Origin of the sequence: Algibacter sp. L1A34 (genome assembly GCF_009796805.1) — a bacterium.
Taxonomy (GTDB): Bacteria; Bacteroidota; Bacteroidia; order Flavobacteriales; family Flavobacteriaceae; genus Algibacter.
Genome location: NZ_CP047029.1, coordinates 3,983,951 through 4,006,134, shown reverse-complemented (window position 1 = coordinate 4,006,134; position 22,184 = coordinate 3,983,951). Strand labels below are relative to the sequence as shown.

At 30.5% G+C, this 22,184-nt stretch carries 12 protein-coding genes and 1 pseudogene; 9 read left to right on the top strand and 4 right to left on the bottom strand.

Features of this window, described 5'->3' with window-relative positions; genetic code table 11:
• Positions 1-8: 8 nt before the first annotated feature.
• The 6 genes from GQR97_RS16995 to GQR97_RS16970 all read left to right on the top strand — a co-directional run bounded on the left by GQR97_RS16995 (position 9) and on the right by GQR97_RS16970 (position 14,214).
• Positions 9-4,460, top strand: a complete 4,452-nt coding sequence (locus GQR97_RS16995; protein ID WP_158850573.1) for a sacsin N-terminal ATP-binding-like domain-containing protein — start codon at positions 9-11, stop codon at positions 4,458-4,460.
• Positions 4,450-7,509 (top strand): type I restriction endonuclease subunit R, encoded by a 3,060-nt coding sequence (locus tag GQR97_RS16990; RefSeq protein WP_158850571.1) that lies wholly within the window; start codon positions 4,450-4,452, stop codon positions 7,507-7,509. Before GQR97_RS16995 ends, GQR97_RS16990 begins: the two co-directional genes overlap by 11 nt.
• Before the next feature lie 77 nt (positions 7,510-7,586).
• Complete coding sequence (locus GQR97_RS16985; protein ID WP_158850569.1) at positions 7,587-9,842, top strand: dynamin family protein; 2,256 nt, start codon at positions 7,587-7,589, stop codon at positions 9,840-9,842.
• A 107-nt stretch (positions 9,843-9,949) separates the two neighbouring features.
• Positions 9,950-13,246 carry an ATP-binding protein gene (locus GQR97_RS16980; protein WP_158850567.1) on the top strand — a complete coding sequence of 1,099 codons (3,297 nt, stop codon included), beginning with the start codon at positions 9,950-9,952 and terminating at the stop codon, positions 13,244-13,246.
• A 1-nt stretch (position 13,247) separates the two neighbouring features.
• Complete coding sequence (locus GQR97_RS16975) at positions 13,248-13,775, top strand: hypothetical protein (RefSeq protein ID WP_158850558.1); 528 nt, start codon at positions 13,248-13,250, stop codon at positions 13,773-13,775.
• Entirely contained in the window at positions 13,750-14,214 is a 465-nt protein-coding gene (locus tag GQR97_RS16970; RefSeq protein ID WP_199269876.1) for a hypothetical protein, read from the top strand. Before GQR97_RS16975 ends, GQR97_RS16970 begins: the two co-directional genes overlap by 26 nt.
• 199 nt (positions 14,215-14,413) lie before the next feature.
• Here GQR97_RS16970 and GQR97_RS16965 read toward each other — a convergent pair whose 3' ends face one another.
• The 3 genes from GQR97_RS16965 to GQR97_RS16955 are packed head-to-tail and all read right to left on the bottom strand — an operon-like array spanning position 14,414 to position 16,983.
• Positions 14,414-14,917, bottom strand: coding sequence for a hypothetical protein (locus tag GQR97_RS16965; RefSeq protein ID WP_158850554.1), 504 nt, complete (start codon positions 14,915-14,917; stop codon positions 14,414-14,416).
• Positions 14,918-14,953: 36 nt separating this feature from the next.
• A complete protein-coding gene (locus GQR97_RS16960) occupies positions 14,954-15,619 on the bottom strand; it encodes a hypothetical protein (RefSeq protein ID WP_158850552.1) in 666 nt (221 codons plus the stop codon).
• Between the two features lie 5 nt (positions 15,620-15,624).
• A complete protein-coding gene (locus GQR97_RS16955; RefSeq protein WP_158850550.1) occupies positions 15,625-16,983 on the bottom strand; it encodes a tyrosine-type recombinase/integrase in 1,359 nt (452 codons plus the stop codon).
• 268 nt (positions 16,984-17,251) lie between these two features.
• Between GQR97_RS16955 and GQR97_RS16950 the strand changes: the two genes are divergently transcribed.
• A complete protein-coding gene (locus GQR97_RS16950) occupies positions 17,252-18,454 on the top strand; it encodes a site-specific integrase (RefSeq protein ID WP_158850548.1) in 1,203 nt (400 codons plus the stop codon).
• A gap of 441 nt (positions 18,455-18,895) precedes the next feature.
• On the opposite strand, the pseudogene GQR97_RS16945 reads toward GQR97_RS16950, so the two are convergent.
• A pseudogene (locus GQR97_RS16945) lies at positions 18,896-19,227 on the bottom strand (transposase); the annotation flags it as partial.
• A 196-nt stretch (positions 19,228-19,423) separates the two neighbouring features.
• Here GQR97_RS16945 and GQR97_RS16940 point away from each other — a divergent pair.
• Together GQR97_RS16940 and GQR97_RS16935 are read left to right on the top strand one after the other, a co-directional pair.
• On the top strand, positions 19,424-19,768 hold the full coding sequence (locus GQR97_RS16940; RefSeq protein WP_158850544.1) for a hypothetical protein: 345 nt from the start codon (positions 19,424-19,426) through the stop codon (positions 19,766-19,768).
• Positions 19,769-20,168: 400 nt separating this feature from the next.
• Positions 20,169-22,175, top strand: a complete 2,007-nt coding sequence (locus GQR97_RS16935) for a T9SS type A sorting domain-containing protein (RefSeq protein WP_158850542.1) — start codon at positions 20,169-20,171, stop codon at positions 22,173-22,175.
• Positions 22,176-22,184: the final 9 nt, after the last annotated feature.

Here is a 22,184-nt window from a genome sequence, read left to right as displayed (position 1 = left end):
CCGAATAAATGACTATAAAGGAGCAGGTTAAAGATATTATTGAAAAGCGTTGGGAAGAGCTGAAAAACCCTAAAAATTTAATAGGACTTAATAACATAGAAAAGCAAACTAACCAAGGTTACGATGGCAGGCAGTTATTAGAGTTATTTCAGAACTGTGAGGATGAAGGGGCTACTAAGGTTAGAATTCATTTAAATACTAAAAAACAACTTCTAAAAATAAGTAACGATGGTGATAAACCGTTTTCTGTAAAAGGTTACGATTCAATTTTTTACCCAGGGCTGTCTTCAAAAGTGTCATCAGGTTATATTGGTAATAAAGGGCTTGGTTTTCGTTCTATTATTAACTGGGCTGATAAAATAAGTATTTTAAGTAACGATTTTGAAGTCATTTTTGATGATTTATTAAAAAAAGACATTCTTTTAAATAAAATTGGTTACAGTGAAAGAGAATTATCGGAAATTAGAAAAGAAAGAAAATTAAATAAAGATGTTTATCCTTTACCACTTTTAAATTGTTGCAAAATTAAGGATGTAAATAAGAAATTAGAATATACAACAACGATTTCGATAAAGTACAAAGCGGAATATGAAGACAGCATTAAACTGCAACTTAAATCCATAAGTAAAAAAACACTTTTATTTCTCAAAAATATTGAAACTATTGAAATTACAGGAGACTATTTAAAGAAAACCATTTCTGTAACAAGGAAGAAAATTACAGAAAATAGATTTGAAATTAAACACAAAGGGCATATTTATTATGTGATAAGTTCTGATGGTATAGTTGACGAAAATTTAATAGAAGATAAAGACTCTAGCGAACCTAAACGATACAGTGTTAAAATAGCCTATAATAACGATTTGAACTTTAGTGATAAAGTACTCTACAACTACTTTAAAACTCAAATCCCTTTTGAGTTACCATTTGTAGCACATGCTAGTTTAGAGTTGGATCAAAACAGAAATCATAGTACTAATTCTAAAGTGAATCCATTTGTTTTAGAAAAATTATTTGAGTTGCATTTAGAATTGGTTGAAGATTTGAAGCAAAAACATATAAAATCTTGGTTGCCTTATCAATCAATCAATAATGATGCTTCTAATGTTTATAAACCATATTCTAATTTAATAGATTTGTATTGGGATGAATTTGAAGTTTATCCTATTTTATCTGGTCAATATGTAAAGTCATCTATAGCTAAAAACTTAGGAAATAGGATCGCAGAGTTTATTGAGGAGCATAAACTCGAACATTTATATGGCGAACAACTAGCTTTTTGTTCATTACCTATAGCACCTCAAACTTATGTTAAGTCGCCAAAAAAATATAAAACGATTATAGAACGTATTGCTAAGGGCTTAACAATTAATCAAAGAGCAAAATTTATATGCTTGCTATTAGATAAATATCCGAATGAAAAATTTGATGTTTTAATTGACGATAAGGATAAACCGATTAAAGTCAATGATTTTGTCTTTACCAATAAAACAACGGAAAATAAAGATTTAGAAGTTCCTAGCTATTCTAATATTAGGTTTTTAAACCCTCAATTGCATACAAAGTTACTAGAAGAATTAGATCTTCGGTTACAAAAAAACAAATCAAGAAGTTTAAAAGATGAATTAGAAGGGATATCAAATATTCAGTCTTTTGAGCCACAATATGTTATAAAGAGTATTATAACAGAAACAACAACTTATCTTGAAGAAAATGCAGATAAAAAACTTGCAATAATTAAAGAGTTTTATCAAAAATTGTTTCATAATTATAAGTTGCGAGGAGATAATCCAAAGTTAGATTATGATGCAGAAATTCCTTGTTTAAACCGTGAAAATCGATTAGAAAAGATTCAAAACCTTGTTTTATCTGATGAATTTGAAATAGGTAAATTATCTAAGGAAATTTTTGGAGAATTGTATGATAATAAGCTCACAATTGCAAATCTTGAAAATTTAGGTTTAGAAACTGAGAACGCAGAAGAAGTTGAAGCCTTTTTGAAATGGTTAGGTGTAAATCCATTTTCTGTAATAGAGAAAATTAATAAAGCAATGGAGCCTGGTTTTATTCAATATTCAAATAATATTCACAATACAGTAATTCATAGCTATAGTTTATTTAGCATAAAAAACTTTAATAAAATACTAAACAAAGAATCAATTAATATCAATCAAGTTATTAGTTGGCTTTCTCTTGATGAAAAAATAAAAAACATTTTTACAAATTATACTTTATTGCATTCTAATGTAGAAAAATTAAATTACGTTTATCGTAAGCGTATTTATCAAATATCAGATTATCAGAACTTAATTTTCTATAAAATAACACAACTGTTTAATATTAAAGATTACTTAATTACTAGTAAAAAGCAAGAATGGTTCAACCCTTTTAAAATAGATTATGAATATCTATCAAAAATAAATAAAGGGTTAGATAAAACGGAAGTAGATAGAATACTTGTTTTCTTTGGAGCGAAAAAAGATTTTAATGATTTAGATATTAATTATCTTAAAAAGAGAACTCAAGAGCTAGCTAATAAAAATAACAGTAAAAGTTCTCAAGTCTTTTACAAGAGTTTAGTTGGCCATTATAAGAAAAATGAACAATCAATCTTGGATGTTGATTTATATGCCAGAGAAGGTGAGAAAATTGTAGTAAAAAATGCTAATGATATTTATTTTAGTGATAGAATAAAACTACCTGAAGGCTTAACAAAAAAATTCCCAATTTTTTATTATCCTTCACGATCAGGAGGTTCCAGAGCTATAAAAATGTTTGGTTTAACAAATTTAAATGATCTTGATTTAGAAATTGAGACTGAAAATAAAAATGCTGAAATTTCTCAAGATTTTGAAAAGTTTATTAAAGAGATAAAACCATTTGTTTTAGCATTTAGATTAGATAAAATATCAAAGGAAGACGATAAAAACAAACAAGTTAGACTTTTAAATAAGTTAAAAATTAACTGTAGCAAAGAATTAGTTTGTAGTATTGATAAAGAAGTTTTTCAAGTTGAGCCATATAATTATGCTTATTCCAATAATCAGTTTTATTTGCATATTCCAAATGGAGTATCAATAGTTCAATTAAAACAAAATAAACAATTTAGAGATAATTTATCTGATATTTTCTTAAAGGTCTTTGATACATTAGATGAAAAGAAAACTTTTGAATCAATAATTATGCAATCAAAAGAAGACAATATCTACGATGTTAGAAACGAACTAGCAGAAGGTGTTTTAGAAGAAGCAAATATTTTACTAGGGGAAATTAGTATAAGATTATCTGTTTGGAAAACTATTTTCAGACTTAAAGGAATTGAAGGAATTTCTCATTTAAATGAGCATAATATAGAGGAATGCATATATGATAATTTTCCTGAATTAAGTGAGGTGAAATTATTTAATTCAGATGATAATATTGATGAAATTGTAAAAATTAGAAATGTGTTCACAATTCTAGATATAGATTTGAAGAGTTATAATGATATATCAGATTACAAATTATCTTTTGATACATTATTTAACAAAGAATTGAATCTATTTTATGATGAAAGAAAAAAGATGGTTAAAAATCAATTGTGGCAATTTTTATCAAATAGAACTAAGGATGATCAAAAGCATTTTATTAAAAATGTAAACAAAATAGAACATTTGATAAGTGGTTTTTCATTAACACAAAACCAAAATAGTTACGATTTAGATTTTACTATAATTAATGAATTATCAAAATTATTTCCAACAATAAACTTTGAATTAGAGAATGAAGATTACCCTGAATATGATTTTATTGAAAGTTCTAACAGTAAGCATTTTTCAGATGATGAGATATTAAATATTAGAAGAGATGAAGAACTTAATAGTTTAATTTACTTTGAAGGCCGTATAGATTACATAAAATCTCAATTTGAAGAAAATAAAGAAGTAGAAAAAGTAGTCGATACAATTGATGGTAATACTTCATTTAATTTAGATATTAATCAGGTACCAGAATTTATAGAAGAGTTTGAAATAATTACTAAAAACAATGGTAGAGAGGAAGGGGATAAAAATGGCTTTTGGTTAGGTGGTAGTGGTAATAGTGGATTATCTGATAATGACAAGAAAAAACTTGGAAATAGTGTGGAAGAGATTATTAGAAAATATTTATATGAAAGACCTCATTTGTATAAGAATGTTGAGCTAACAGCGAGAACAAACGAAAACGAACATTATGATATTAAGTACTATGATGTGCTAAAGAAGACACTGATATTTGTAGAAAGTAAATATTATAATGGCACATCCTTTATGCTTTCAAATGAAGAGAAAAAGTTTGGTGAAGAAAATAAAGATAAATACGAAATATGGCTTGTAAATAAAGATTCAAAAATATTTGCTATTAAAAATATTAAGAAATTAGGTGAATTACAACCATTAAAATATAAGGTTCAAATAAAGTTAAAAGAATATGCAGTCTAAAACCAACGAACAAGCTTTAGAAGCAGCCATAGAAAGAACCTTAACAGGAACTTGCATAGAAGACCTTAAAAAGGATGGTGTATCTATAAGTGCAGTAAACGAAAATGCAGAAATCTATAGAACAGGTAAAGGCTATTACATTGGTCAACCCTCTAGTTTCAATGCGCAATTTGCCATAGATGAGCAGTTCTTTTGGTCTTTTTTAGAAAGTACTCAAAAAGAAGAACTAGAAAAGCTACAAAAGCAAAGCGACTGGAAATTAAAAATTCTAAACCGTTATGATCGTTTGGTTAAAAAGTATGGTATTCTGTATCTGCTTAAAAAGGGTTTGCAAGTAGATGATGCGCATTTTATATTGTTTTATCAATTACCATTAGCAAGTAGTAGCCAACAAGTAAAAGACAACTTTGCTAAAAACCGTTTTAGTGAGACCAGACAATTACGTTACAGTATAGACAACCCAAGAGAAGAAATAGACATGGTATTGTTTATTAATGGTTTGCCTATTGTTACTATGGAACTTAAAAATGCATGGACAGGTCAAAATGCCAGAGTGCATGGACAACACCAATATAAAACCCAACGCGATACCAAACAGCCTTTATTACAATTTGCACGTTGTGTGGTACACTTTGCTGTAGATACAGATGAAGCCTATATGACAACCAAGTTAAATGGTAAAAACACCTTTTTCTTACCCTTTAATAAAGGTAATAAACACGGTAAAGGCAATCCGGAACTAGAAAAAGGAGCAGTTGGTCACAGAACTAACTATTTATGGAATGAGGTTTTTACTAGAGAAAGTCTAGCCAATATTATTCAGCATTTTGTGCGTTTAGATGGTAAAAAGAAAGATGCCATACAAACAAAAACATTATTCTTTCCAAGATACCACCAAATGGATGTGGTACGTAAAATAATAGAAGATGCTAGTAAAAAAGGCGTAGGGCAGACCTATTTAATTCAACATTCTGCTGGTTCTGGAAAATCGAATTCTATTACTTGGGCAGCTTATCAACTCATAGAAACCTATCCAGAAAATAGTGATGTACCAGGCATTACAGATGTAGAGCGTCCATTGTTTGATTCGGTTATTGTAGTCACAGACAGACGTTTATTAGACAAACAAATACGCGATAATATCGCAGATTTTTCTGAAGTTAAAAATATTATTGCACCAGCCTATTCGTCTAAAGAATTAAGAGATAGTTTAGAACAAGGCAAGAAGATTATTATTACTACTATTCAGAAGTTTCCATTCATCATTGATGGTATTGCCGATTTAAGCGATAAGCGCTTTGCGGTTATTATTGATGAAGCGCATAGTAGTCAAAGTGGTTCTGCACATGATAACATGAATAGAGCCATGGGACAACAATTTAATCAAGAGGATGAGGTACATGCGCAAGATAAAATAGTACAAGCCATGCAGTCGCGTAAAATGCGTGGTAATGCCAGTTATTTAGCGTTTACAGCAACACCAAAACCGATTACCTTAGAAAAGTTTGGTGTGCAGCAAGACGATGGTAGTTTTAAACCGTTTCATTTATACTCTATGAAACAAGCTATTGAAGAAGGTTTTATTTTAGACGTATTGGCCAATTACACGACTTTAAAAAGCTATTACGAAATAGAAAAATCTATTGAAGATAATCCGTTATTTGATTCCGCGAAAGCGCAAAAGAAATTACGTGCTTATGTAGAACAGCATCAACAGACTATTAATACCAAAGCAGAAATAATATTAGACCATTTTATTCCTAAAATAGTCAATCAGAAAAAGCTAAAAGGAAAAGCAAAAGCTATGGTGGTAACGCAGAGTATTGAATCTGCTATTCGTTATTATAAAGCCTTACAAAATATATTAAAAGATAAAGGGCGTCCATTTAAAGTACTTATTGCATTTTCTGGAAGCAAAGAAGTAGATGGTATCGAATACACAGAAGCAGAGATGAATGGCTTTGCAGAAAAAGACACACGTATTAAATTTGATGAAGAGGACTATAGAATATTAGTAGTTGCTAATAAATACTTGACAGGTTTTGACCAACCAAAACTGTGTGCGATGTATGTCGATAAGAAATTACAAGGCGTATTAGCAGTGCAAGCCTTATCGCGTCTAAACAGAGCAGCAACAAAACTAGGGAAGAAAACAGAAGATGTATTTGTGTTAGACTTTTTTAATTCGTCTACAGATATTAAAGCATCCTTTGATCCTTTTTATACCGCAACTTCCTTAAGCGAAGCCACAGATGTAAATGTATTACACGAGTTAAAAGAAGTGTTAGATGATGTTGGTGTTTATGAATGGAGTGAGGTAGAAGATTTTAATATTAAGTTTTTTAATAAAGAAGATGCGCAGGTGTTAAGTCCGATTATAGAGCGTGCAGCAGAACGTTTTGTTAATGAACTAGAATTAGAAGATGAGGATAAAGCGGATTTCAAGATTAAAGCAAAGCAGTTTGTGAAAATCTACGGACAAATGGCTTCTATTATGCCTTTTGAAATTTTAGATTGGGAAAAGCTGTATTGGTTTTTAAAATTCTTGATTCCTAAATTACCTATAAATAACACCGAAGTAGACGCTTTAGACGAGCTGTTAAGTTCAGTAGATTTATCCACCTACGGTTTAGAAAGGGTGCGTTTAAATGAAGTGATAGGATTGGATGATTCGGAAAGTATGGTAGATCCTCAAAATCCAAACCCAAGAGGTGCACATGGTACAGATGAGGAGCTTGATCCTTTAGATTTAATTATTCAAAGCTTTAACGAGCGCTGGTTTCAAAATTGGGAAGTGACACCAGAAGACCAACGTGTAAAGTTTATAAGTTTGACTAAATCCATACAAGCACATCCAGACTTTCTACAAAAAGTAGTGGAAAATAGCGATGAGCAGAATAAGAACTTAGCCTTTCAGAAAATCCTTGATGAAGTGATGTCTAAGCAACGTAAGCAAGAACTAGATTTATATAGATTGTATGCTAAAGATGATGCTTTTAAAACCGCGTTTTTTGATACGATGAAGCGTATGAGTAGTGTTGGGAAATAAGAATAAGGAGTTTAAAATATTTTTTTTAAGAAGAAAAGGTGAGTAGGCGTACAACTAATATATTTTATTAATAAATAATGGATTTAAATATTAAATACAATACATATACGTATAATGTAAGTGTTGATGGGAGTTTATACAATACAGAAGGCTTCACACAATCTAAGAATATTATAAATGACAAAAATAATTACACAAGAATTGAAAATTGGTTTTATAAGTTTTTGTTTAAATATCAGGAGGAGTCCAATGAAGATAACTTTAAAATAGTCTTCACTTCTACTAAATATGAAATTAATATTGTAAAAGATATTATCATAAAGTTTAACCAAATTGAAAATAAGGATATAAGGTTAATAGAAAATGTTGTTCAAGATGTAAACTTAGTTGGTGATTTTAAAGATGTTTTAAATAATATAAAGCGTAGAGCTGAAGATGATGAAATTCGTCAATACTTCGAGAAAAATAAATTATTTAAAGAGTTAGATAGAATTGAAGAAACTGAAGCTCAAATAGTAGTTTCAGCGACTATGAGTGCCGGGAAATCTACTTTAATTAATGCACTATTAGGAGAGGATTTGCTGCCTTATAAAAACGAAGCTTGTACAGCAGCAATCTGTAAAATTAAAGATTATGATGGACGTAAAACTTTTAGTGCTGTAGTTAAGAATGAAAAAGGGGAGAAATCTGTTTATAAGGAAGTTGATGCGAGTGTTTTAAAAGCTATAAACGATAAAGGAAATGATCAGTTTATAACCATTGAAATTGAAGGAGATATTAAAAATATTGTATCTAAAAATATTAAAACAGTTCTCGTGGATACACCAGGACCTAACAATTCTAAAAACGATAAGCACAAAGAAATTACTTTCAACTATATAAATGATACTGAACATAAGCCATTGATATTATATGTTCTAAATGTGACTGCATTACAAGCTGAAGATGATTATAAAACATTAAAGGAAATAGCTGATTTTGTTAAAGATAAAGGAGTTTCAACAGAGGATCGTTTTGTTTTTGTGTTAAATAAAATTGATGAGATAGATCATGAAAAAGAATCTTTAGAAAATATTATATCAAGTATAAAAAAATATTTAGAGCAATCAATTGGAATTGAAAACCCTAAAATTTTCCCAATTTCTGCACAATTCGCCTTTTTAAGTTTTCTCAATGAGAGTTCAACTAAATTAACCAGAACACAAAAAGGTAGTTTTGATAAATATTTACAAACATTTTTATCAGATGTCGAAGATGATTATAAAGGTATAGATGCTATTGAGTTTACTCCTCTACCAGAGTTAAACAAACAAGAACTTATAAAAGAATTGAATAGTGCAAATATACTTAAACAATGTTTAAGCAGGTCTGGTATTTCTGCTCTTCAAATATATATTCAGAATTATATAGAAAATGTACATGAAATAGAACTTGGTCATGATCTTTATGTTAAATTATTACCGCATTTATTTAAATTGCGAGATAGCATAAAAGGGTTAACAAATAACCAAAGAAAAACTATTGAAAGTGATATTAAAAAAATATCTACTTCTGAAAAAATTTTAAAAATAAAATTAGAAGATACTAGAGAGAAATTATATGAAATTAAATCAGATAATAGTATTCTTGATAATTTAAGAGAACGTGCTACTAATGATTTTAATGAGATTAATTCAATTTTGGGTAACAAAAAAGTAAGTTGGTCAGAAGCGACACAGGCCAAGGGGAAAGTTGAAGATGTAATAAGAGGATTGGAAATTAGCTTAAAAACAACTGTGAAGTACGGCCTGGAAGCTAATTTAATAAATAAATGGGAGGATATTATTAACATAATAAATACAGATTTTAAAGATTATTTGAGTGAGATACATTTGTCAGAAAAGGCTTCTGATATTTTGTTAAATGACTTCTCTATCAATTTAAGAGAAAGTCCTTTAATGTATACAAAAATAGATTGCCTAGAATTTATTAGAAAAAATGAAGAAAAAGTATCTTCTTGGCGGAATCCTTTTACTCGTAGTGAAACTATAAAAACATCTATTTATGCAAATACAGAATACTATGACCTTAAATTGTTATTCCAAGATATGGGTATTTTAGAACAAAAAAGAAATATTGAAGATGTTTTGTTACAAATTGGTGAACGTTATAGCACTAGTGTAAATGAGTATAAATTGAATGGAAAAATTATTATAGATCAATTAGAAAAAAATATAACTAAAATTGTTATTGAGCGTTTATCATTTTTAATGAAAAAACAAGTTGATAACGATATAGTTTCAAATCAGCTCCTTAAATGTTTGGAGGGGTACATTTCCAAATTGAAAAGTTAGATTATTATAGAGTTTAACAATGACTCGTTAAAAAACGTTGTTACTACTGCTAATTATGATTTTATTTAAGCCGCAGTATTTAAAGGGGGATATAAATTATTAAATTAATGGATAAAACGAATAAAGAAGTATTATCAGACAAAGCTAATTTTCTTAGTGAAAATAACTTTGATGTAGATTCAAGTTTAAAAGACTTTGAGGCAACGCTAAGCTTACTTAGAAGGCAATATTTATTAGACAAAAACTTTAAAGTACTGCCCTTTGAGAACAAAGAAGTTTCTTTTAATACATCCCTTCGTTTTCTTCACTTAAATAAATTTGTTTACGAAAAAAATCTAAAAATCACAGATAAGCTTTTATCCGTTTACAGTGCACTTTATTCTACAGGAACAACGTTTATTGTAAAGTTAGTTTCTGATGGAACGCAATGCGATTTTTACATTGGCATTAAAAAAGAAAACGACGCTGCAAAGAGTTTAAAGATTTTAAAAGGAGCTATGGAGGGTAACTTCCCCGGTACAACTTTTACTAAAGACTCATTACCTAATTCAGAACTTATAAACCTAAACGCAGATGTTTTTTCTAATACAAATGAAATATCGTGTGCATTAGGAGTGGCATCACTTAAAAACAAACAAGAAGATGAATTTGTACAAGGTATTGAGAATCTAGTGATTGCTATGCAAGGTAAAGAGTTCTCGGCATTATTTGTTGCAGCGCCCATCGCTTCGCATCAAATAGAAGAGGCTAAAAATTTTTATGAGCACATTTACACCCAGTTACACCCTCTTAAAGAACAGACTATAAATTTGAGTACTAATGAGTCTGTAGCGGTAACCAAAGGCATAACCAATACCGTAGGGTCGTCTTTTACAAAGTCAAAATCAAAAACTAAAACTAATTCTATAGCAAAAGGAACTAATACAACTCAAACAGAAAACAGTAATCCTTGGGTTGGAAAAAAAATAGAAAATTTTGTTTTTGGCACAAACAGTCAAATAAGTACCGAAAATGCTATACAAACTCTTCAAATGCCTATCAAGGCTAGCGTTTCTGTAGCAGATAAGTTGGTCGATGGTAAAATTAAATCTGCATTAGACAAAGTAGATGAAATTACAGATGCTTTTATTAAAGCAATAAAAAATAAGAGTGAAGAATTAGACCTTCCCGATATTAAAGGTGATCAGCTATTAAATACAAAAGCTACATCAAAAGCAGAAGGAATGTCAAAAACCAAAACTAAATCTAACGCAGACACGGAAGGAACTGCTGTAAGTGAAAATGAAAGTAAAGCTATTGCTGAGTCAGAGTCAAAAAATAGCGGGAATAGCAAAAGTTGTCAATTTGTAACCCAAGATAAGAAGATAGCAAATATTTTAGAACGATTAGATGTACAATTTGACCGTATAAAAAAAGGAGAGAGCCTAGGTTTATGGAATGTAGGAGCATATTTTATGTCAAAAGAGCAACAAAATAGTGTTGTGGCAGCAAATATTTATAGTGGACTTATCAAAGGAAATGATACTGGTGTAGAAAAGTCTGTGGTACACACCTTTGCCGCACGCGATAGTGATAGTAATTATAACAACATATTAAAATCTTTAAAGCAATATGAGTTACCCACTATTAAAGTTGAAATATCAAACTCAGAAAATATAATTAAACTCGCTACAATAACTAATACTGCAGAGCTTTGTATACAAGCCTCTATGCCTCATAAGGCTTTTGTTGGGCTAGATGTAGTAGAGACAGCACCTTTTGGCAATAACGTTAAGCATACTGGCTCAAATACTATTTCAATAGGACACTTATATAATTATGAGAAAGAGTTTCCGTTAGCGTTTACCTTAGATATTGAAAAATTTACGGGTCATATTTTTGTGACGGGTAGTACAGGGTCTGGTAAATCTAATGTCACTTATAATTTAATTGACAACCTTATTAAAAAGGATATTAAATTTATGGTCATTGAGCCAGCAAAGGGTGAGTATAAACATATCTTCGGAAATAGGATAGATGTTGAAGTATATGGCACCAATAAAGCACATTCTAAAGTGTTAAAAATCAATCCATTTACGTTTCCGAAGGAAATACATATCTATGAGCATATAGATAGGTTAATAGAAATTTTAAATGCCTCTTGGCCTATGTATGCTGCTATGCCTGCAATACTTAAAGAAGCCGTAGAAGAAGCGTATAAGAGTAAAGGGTGGGACTTAAAGAACTCAATTAATTTAACGGGAACAGCTATTTACCCTACATTTCAAGATTTAGGTAACGTGTTACCTAATTTAATTGCAAACAGTGGCTATTCTCAAGAGATGATTTCTAATTATTCTGGGGCTTTAGTCACTAGGGTAAAAAGTATGACTAATGGGATTTTTGAATTAATTTTTACAGATGATGAGATTTCTTCTGAAAAGTTATTTAATGAAAATACCATTATAGATTTATCAAGAGTAGCTTCTGCAGAAACAAAATCTCTCATTATGGGAATTGTTTTTATGAAGTTGCAAGAGTATAGAATGTGTGAGCCAATAGATGCCAACGCAAAACTGAGACACGTTGCAGTGATCGAGGAGGCGCACAACCTATTAAAGAACACGAGTTCTGAGCAGGGACAAGAAAGTGCAAATCTACAAGGTAAATCTGTTGAGATGATTTCTAACGCTATTGCAGAGATGAGAACGTACGGGCAAGGGTTTATATTAGCAGATCAAGCGCCGGGACTCTTAGATCCATCTGCAATAAGAAATACAAATACAAAAATTTGCTTACGCTTACCTTCACAGGATGATAGAGAATTAGTTGGTAAAGCAATGAATTTAGATGATGACCAGATTAATGAATTGGCAAGGCTAAAAACAGGTGTTGCTGCTATTTATCAAAACGACTGGCAGGAATCTGTGTTATGTAAATTTAATTTTTATGAAAGCAAAGAATCATCTTTTGTCTTTAAGTCTAATGAAAATTTTAAAATAAAAATCACAAAGTTTTTAGCAAACCAATTAGCAGCTAGTTACAAAGGGGATTCAATAAATAAAAAAAAACTAGATAAAACGGAGCGATATAAAGAGTACCATAAAGTATCTAATAGAATACTTAATGCAACGCTTACTAGCTCATTTATAGAAAATGAATTATGCTCATTATTAGAGGTAAATGAAGTAATTGAATTGACTACGGCCATACACAAAATGGAGGCTGTATCTTTTTACAAAGCATTGTTAACTTACAAGAAAATTTTAAGCAACAAATGGGGCTTTGATATAAAGAGTGAATATTTCATTACCATTGTAGGTTTAACCTTAACAGGGATAGCAAGAAAAAATGATTTGTATCTTCCAATTTTGAACGCATATTTATCAGATATAAAAAATAGAAACTTAAAAAACAGATTATAATATGGCAATAGCAAATTTAGTAAAACCTTTAGTAGATGGTTTAGTTAAAGCAAATGAAGGCTTGTCAAAGCTTAAAGATTTTACGGCTAAACTTAAAGAGGGGAGTAAAGAATTAACAAGTTTAAAAGAACAGTTAACAGATAATAAAGATTTAAACTCACTTTCAGAAGCACCTGAGAAAAATGAGGTTACTGAACCATTAAAAGAAGCATCAGATAAAATTGAGCCAATTGAAAAAAAGATAGAAGCTAACGAAGTGAAAGTTGATGAGGTGCCTAGCCTTTTAGATGTTATTAATGAAACCATAGATAATTTAAAAGAAATTGTTGGTGATTTAAATTCTACTTTAGACCAACTAAATGAAGGGGGCACTGAGCTTAAAGGTATGGTAGATAATTTATTAGAAAGAGCTTCTGATATTAAAGATAAATTAGAGTCATTAATGGATTCTGTTGGCGCTTCTTTTGATTTTGTGGACATAGACTCAGAAGATGATGATGACTTTGAAGAAGGTGAGGATGGGGTATAGTTTTGATCCAAAACGGCCGTATCATAGAGCTGAAATTGACTTAGTTTTTACTAAAGTCAAACTGCAAATGCATAATGACGCTATACTAAAAGGTGGAGACGGTAGGGCCTTGTATATTGATTGTTATACTGGTAAAACACTTAGAGGTGGTGATCGTTATGATTATGAGCATATACGCTCATCAGAATCTGTCTTTATGACCTATCGATATAAATTAACAAACAATGAAATAGCAGAGGTTGTAAATTGCACGGGTAATTTAGCCGTAACCCTTCGTACCATTAACCAGTCTAAAGGAAAAATGAAAATGGAGGATTGGATGAAAAATATGAATAACATAGCTAAGTATAATATAGATAGACTATTAACCTTTAAAACATTATCTGCGGCTGATATAGGAATTGAGCAGAAAGTAAATGAAGTATTATTAAAGAGATAATATTTGGCTTGATATATATTGGCTTTAGTATCTTGAAAACTATGATATTAAAAAGGTGAAATAGGCAAAGAGTTATATAAGGAAAGATGTTTTTTGATTGAACCTTCCTAAAATGGATTTACTGTTGTAAATACTTGATATATACAAAACAAATTATTAACGAAAACGGTGTGGTTATTTTGGAAATCTAAACGTAATACTACAAGTTTAAAAAAGAGTAAACAACACCACCAGTATCCATATCAAAATAGGGTTGAGCTCCATCAGCTCTGGGAGGTATATTGTTAATTTTATGATAACGATTTACAATCTGTTTTCTTAGTTTTTCCAGATCAGCTTTAGTAGCGGGTTTATTTTCTATAGGAGTCAGCATGGATTTTAAACCATCTGCTAGCAAACTACCTGCTGCTGCATTTCCTGTACCAGCTAAACTCATGGCTTCTACTTTTGTTTTTTGTGGTTTAGTTGGTAAAGCTGCGACTTCACTTTTAGTTTCTTTATCAGGATTTGTAGCAAGTTTATTATCTGTTTTTTTTCGTGTATGATGTGCTTTAGATCGGCAACTATTACTGCAATACTTTTGCACACGACGACGTTTGGGATTAAATTCTTTATAGCAATACTCACAAGTGTAGAATTCCATTTTTTTAAATTTAGCGTCAAACGAACGTTCGTTTGACGCTAAATTAATGTTTTTTATCACTTTTAAACTAATTTTGCGGTCAAAAATTTTAAAAAGTTAGAGATCAACATTAAAAACCGAGCTTAATAAAAACCTATCAATGTCATCATCATTAAATTCTAGTTTTTGTTTTTTTACTGGTTTTGCACTTTTGCTAACAGGTAAGGTTTTTACAAGATCAGGAGGAGTAATTTTTAATTCAGCACTAGCGTAGGTATCCTTTAATTGTTCTAAAAGCACTATGGTTTCATTTGGAACATTATTTGGCTGAATTTTAAAATGGTTGTTTAGTTCAGTACTATGTTTTTGAAATTGCTCGGCTTGAAGTTTAAACATATTGGTGATACTAATATCTAAGTTTTCGAAAGTTCTATTCATATTAAGATACATCCATTTAACCATAAACAGATGACCTTCTACATGTTCTTTGTACTTGTCAAGTAACACCTGAAAATGTTCTGGTCCTAAGGCTTTTTTAGCCTCAAATAATTTAAATATATTACCTTCCAATATGTCCGACTTACTTAAAAGTGTAATTATTGAAACATCATTAATATCTACAAAGGGTTCTTTTGTACTGAAGATATAGAATAAAGTGTTTGCCGCTTCTTTAGGCAATAGGCCCTCGTAAATTGTTCCTTTAATTTTAGAAAAAGCAATCTTTGGTATATAAATGGCATAGTGCCGAAGTAAATTATCTTTTATCGTTGTAAAAATATCCATATTTATTAAAGTAAATCAGAATAATCATTTGGTAGTTCAGCATCGATATCTCTTAGATATTTTTCAAGAGCATCCATAGATGCATGACCAGTAATGCCCATAAGTTCACTTTTAGCAGCATGCGGTGATGAGTTTTCAAGTAAAGCCCGATAAAGCTTGGTTATAAAAGTATGTCTAAAACTATATAAGGCATGATTTTCATCTAATTTAAAATGTTTTTTAACAACGGTCTTAAATCGTTTTGAAAAATGATCTCTTCTATTATTTTCAGAGGCATCCCATGCACCACCAATTTTTATGGGAGTAAAAAGAAAGTTTTCAGGATTGAGTTTTGATAAATCAGGAAGTTCTTTTAGAAGTATTTTAGGAATTAATTTCGTTTTTAAAGGACTATTTTTAGCTTTAAACTGGATGGTGTTATTTTTTAAGTCAAAATCCTTTATTTTAAGCCTACATACTTCTACAGGTCTTAATAAATTATAAGAAATAAACTTTATATATAACAGAAGTATAGGATCTTCCTTTTCAAGATAACTAAATATGTTTTCTTGTTGTTGGGTAGTGTAAGTTTTATTTCTAGTAGGCGTACTTTTAAGTACAGGTATTTTTCTAATAGGGTTAGAGTCTATAATTTCATTGTCTTCCAATGTTTGCATTAAACTGCTCAAATTTAGTCTGTAGTTATTTCTATTTCGAGAGCTTGTTTTTAATAAAACAGAATTTAAAAACTCTAGAGCTACTTTTTTAGTGAATTGATCTATGGTTTTAATTTTTGGTTTATTTTCCTTCAGCCATTTTACAACCGCATTGGTAGAGTAGGAGTAATCCTGAAGCGATCTTTCATTAATTACTTTAGCTTTTAGCTCCAAACTAAAATCAAAAGCCTCACGAATAGTCATTTTATCCGCTACTTTTTCTTTTTGCTTTTGTTTAAGAGGTTGTGGAGCTTCAATTTTTACTTCCGTAGGTAGAGGCTTATCAACAGGAACAATTTTGGGTTGTTCTACAGGAGCTGGAATTTCACTTTTTTTAGCAAGTCTATTTTTATGAAACTCTGTATTATCGATATAGGGATTATAACCTTCTTGAAGTAGTTTAAGAACTCTTCTTCTATATCTAGTGAGAAGCGCGAGTCTATCTTCTTTGTTTTTGTGAGAATTAGCAGCGCCATAAATATTTTTCATGCGTTTTAGTCGTCCTGTTTTAGGGTCTCTAAAAGAAAAATAGACATACCATCGTTTTGCTAAATTTCCGTTTGCATTGTAAATTTTGGGAACTGAAAAATCCTTTTTGTGTGCCAAAGTGTGTTCTAAGTCGTGTTCATTTTCGTGTTCAAATGTAATGAATTCGTTTGTATAAAGCATAAAAAAACGGTTTAGAGTGAACTAAACCGTTTGTTTTGAATTGATTAAATATTGTAGCGAGAATGGGGCACGATCCCATGACCTCCGAGTTATGAATTTAGAGCGTACTATGTCAAATCAATATGAATACCTTTAAAATTCATTAAAAATGAAGCTTTAGATTTTATTTAGTATTAAATGAAATCAATTAATATCAAAGAATGTTTTAGCTATGTTTTAGCAGCGTATAAATTATATAGAATTCTATCTTTATTAAAAATCAATATTTATGGCATCAGTAACACCTTTTTTAGTTAAACGACCAAATTCAAAAAATCTACATCCAATATCAATTAGAATTATAAAGGATAGAAAACCATCATATATTTATATTGGACAGTCCATTAAATTGAAGCAGTGGGATGCCAAAAATCGAAGGGTAAGAAAATCACATCTAGATCATTTAGAAATTAATCAGCTGATACTTTCAAAACTATCTTTAGCCAACAAAAGTTTGATTAATGCAGAGATTGAAGCGCAGGATTTATCTTCAAAAAAGATAAAGAATCAGATTGTATCGAAATATGATAACGATTTTTTTAAAGTAGCCGAAAGTTACTTGGTAAACATAAGAAACAGAAAGCAGTTTCATCAATTGGATATTGAAATTGGTCGTATAGCAGTGTTTAGAGAATTTCTAAAAAACAATCAACTTCATTTTAAAGATTTGAATGTTGAACTCCTAAAACAATTTGAACATTTTCTGTTAAGTAAAAGAAATTTGGTTGCACGTACTGTGGCTAATTATATGATTACGCTTCGAACTATTTATAATTTAGCTATTAGTCAAAACATCACCAAAAAAGAGTTATACCCTTTTGGAAAAGGGAAATTTCAAATTAAGTTTCCAGAAACAAAAAAGGTAGGATTAAATAGAGAAGAAATAAAAACTTTAGAGAATTTAAAAGGTTTAACAAAAGCTCAAGAGTACGCTTTATATGCATGGTTACTTAGTTTTTATTTTGCAGGAATTCGGATAAGTGATGTATTACAATTAAAGTGGGCAGATTTTTATGACGAGCGATTACATTACCGTATGGCTAAGAACAACAAATTAGTGTCATTGAAGATTCCAGATAAAGTTTCTAAAATTCTCAGTAAATTAGAAAGGGAAGGAGATTCTGTTTATTTATTCAAGGAGCTAGAAGGTGTTAATTTAAATGATAAGAAACGCGTAAGGACAAGAATAAAAACAGCGACAAGAAACTTCAATAGGAGATTAGAGCTTGTTGCAGAAAAAGCAGGAATAGATAAAAAAATGTCCATGCACATTGCTCGCCATAGTTTTGGTAATATTTCTGGTGATAAAATTCCTATTCAAATGCTTCAAAAACTATATCGGCATTCTTCGGTTACTACAACTATGCTTTATCAAGCTAATTTTATGCGAAGAGATGCTGATGAGGCTCTTGATATGGTTGTTGATTTCTAAGGATATTTAAAAAAAACTTATTGGTTCGAGAGAATGAGGAACTAACCAAAATCTAATTTTTGTAGTGTTAGTAGGGGTAATAAAGGGTGTTGGTTTTGTACGCACCGAATTAAGCACCGCGTGATGAGCTGTTGTACATCACCATCGCTACGTTTTGTTAGTTCTTAGTTTAGTTTTATTTGAGTGGATATTAAAAGAACATGATTAAAACACTTTTTAGTATTATTGATTTAACCAAATAATATGTGTTATTTATTTAGTTTAAATTGTGTTTTTATTTTATCAATAATTTAAATTTTATCGCAATTTTGTATGTTCTTATTAAGAAAATGTATAATTGATGTTATCAAAATATAAATTATTATATTCGATTTTAATTAATAGTATTTTCAATTTTATTGAATCGTGTAGTCAAAAAAACATCTATTTTTAGTTATTATTCTCAACTGAAAACTTAAATTTATGATGTTTTATGAACCTAAATTTTTCCTGTCGCTCTTGGAGAAAATGCTCACCGCCTTTTTTTATATCTCGTGTTCTTCCGATGTATCCTTTAATAGGGCTATTTCTTTTTGTTCTTCTGTCAATTTTGGGATTCCTCTACCTGGAAAACTGTTCTTTCCATAATCTTGTGATTCTCGTCTCCAGCGGTGCAATACCGAGTAAGGAATATCCAGTTCCTCACAAACTTGCTTGACATGACCTCGGGCATAGCTTAGTTCTACAGCCTTTTGCTTAAATGATGTACTGTAATTTCTGTCTTGTTTCTTCATGATTCAAAGTTAATTTATGTAACTCTAAATCTCGCAATCTAATGTCCAGTCTAATGTAGTAATTCCACTATTCCATTGCACCTACAAGAATTAATGAATGGATTAAAAAGAATAGAGCAACAACTTAATTGAATAAAGAAACGTGAAACTACTTACCTATAATACCTTTGTTTCAACTTAAAATCTATACCATATTATGAAAAAAATTATTATTCTTTTAACAATCCTTTTTACAGTTACTTTAACAGCAAACGCACAAGAAGGTTACCCACAGCACGTAGTAAAACATGCTACTAAATATGTAGAATTCGTTGCAAGCAATATTGAAGTCACACCTGAGGAAAAAGCAAAACTTTTAGAATTAAAATTAGAACAAAGCAGCACCGCATTCAAGGTAGGCAAAGAACTAAAAGGTAACGATGAAGCTATTGCAGCCAAAAGAACAGAGTCGTGGGATGTATTTCGAAAAAAAGTGATTGAAACTTTCGGTAAAAAAAGAGGAGCAGAACTTAATAAAGCAGGACGACGAGTTAAAAAGTAAACTTTTAGTATTGCTAAAAAATAATAATTACTCTAATCTTTAAAGAATTAGAAATATTCACTTAACAACCTGAATACCATTCTGAGCCCATTAAGAGTAAATAATTTACATACAATCATATTCAGCTTGAGTGCAGTCAAAAGTTCTTCTAACCATAAATAATATTGGGGTTTAGACTGCGCTCAACCTGACCGTAAAGTAATATTCTGAATAGCAGTATTTTTTTTAATTCATTATTAACTGAACTCAGTAAAACTTACAGCGTTTCAGTATGATAACACCTACAGTGTACTCCTTATTTTAAATTCATAACAACTAAGATGTCTTTATCCATTACTATAAAGGCTTGTTTGTAAAATAACAATATACGTAGTCTAAGTCCACAAAACGCAATGTCATTATGAAAAAAAAACGTTTATTATCCTCCTTAATAGCTTTATTTTTTCTGTTTTATACACAGGCACAGGTTGTTTGGTACGAAAATGAAAGTAACACAAGTTACATTACATTATCGAGTGCAACGAAAGGAACTTTTTCAACAAATGGAGTAAATCCAGAGACAATAGGTATTAATACCAATTCCGTTAGTTCTAAATTTATTAGAGATGGACAAACAAGTCCTTTTATTTATTTTAATTTACCGATTCCCGTCACTGATTTAGCAACGTATTCAATTGATTTAAAAGCATACACATCAATTACAACAGCTAATTTAACAACCACCAATAAAAGAATTAGAGTCTATTTTAGAAACTCTACCATAGGTGCAAGCAGTGCAATTTATAAACAATTAAATTTTTCTTTAGGGGAAACATGGGAAGATTTTACTTTTATTTTTGACGAAACTTCAATACCAACAGATGTTGCTAGTGCAGGAGGATATGACCAAATTATGATAGGTGTTGCGTCTGGGGACACAACAAGTTTAACATCTACCTATTATTTTGATACTATATCCGGCACCACTACTCAAGAAACTGAACCTAAAGCGGAATGGCTATCTGGATCGTGGGGCTTTTGGTATCAATTACCTGGTGGTATAAGATTAGACTCGAATCCTGCAGATTATGTTACAGTTGCGCAACAAATGGTTGCCGATTTGCCTTCCATGGGGCACGTAATGCTAAATTTTACACATTCTGCACATGGATATTTCTTTCTTTTAAGAGAAAATCCATATATAGATATTGCAACAGAAATCCATAGTGATATGGTACCAAGTTTGGTAAATGAACAGATCATTCTAGACGTAATTGAAATTTTTAAAAATGCAGGAAAAAAAGTAATTCTATACATTGCTACGGACGGACCATCTGCAAGATCTGGAACTCCAGATAATTCTACATATAAAGCAGCATGGGAAAATTATTACTTAAACACTTCGTTATTTACAGGTTCTGATGAAGAAAAAGAAGCACAAGCTTATCGTCTTTTGTGTAAAGGTTTTTTTGAAAGATTCAAAGATGCTGGTGTGGACGGCTATTGGTTAGACCATAGTAAAGGTCTTCCTGGAGAACTAGAAGATTTTGTAAAAATGATAGCTAAAGTAGATCCTAACGCTGCCTTAGCTACAAATAATACACTTGATGATGGTAAAGTAGATTTAGATCCTGACTATTTTCAAGATGCGTATGGCAATGACTTATATGTAGATACTGATGATGTAAATGAACAAGTAGGGGTAAATGATGACGGCATCAATAAAGATTATAGAATTAAAAGATTTAATGCTTCTGACCCATACATGGATTTTACTGGTGGGCATCCTACGCCTTTGGCTCTTGGAGCTCTTCCAACCTCTTGGGCTTATGAAGAATATACTTTTCCTGATATGGTAGAAAATCCATGGGATACTTATAATGGCGCTAAACAAGTAGTAAAACATGCTTTTATTCCTCTACGTAGCAGATGGACTGTATTTACTTCAGACTTTATGTTTAATGATGATAAACAAGCTTATCGAATTGTAAGAACATTAACAGATGCTGGTGCTGCAATTACATGGTCTGCAACTCTTGATGGTAGTTGGTATGATACAGACGGTAATATAATGCAAGAAGAAATGGATTTGTTCAAAGAAATAAATAATAGAATGGTGCAAAATCCTAAGCCAGATTATATTCCTTATTCAAGACCGGAAGGGGCTTATTTGGTTGGAGAATCACTCAGTATTAACGACATAGAGAAAACATCAATAACATTATATCCAAATCCTGTAAAAAGTAGTTTTAAAATTTCTAAAAAAATTGAATCTGTCCATGTTTACAACGCATTAGGACAAAAATTGATATCATTCTCAGAAAATAAAACGGAATACGATATTTCAAGATTATCAAAAGGCATCTATTTTGTAGAAACCATATTCGAAAATAAATTAAAATTAACCACACGTATAGTAAAAAAATAAGAATTAATT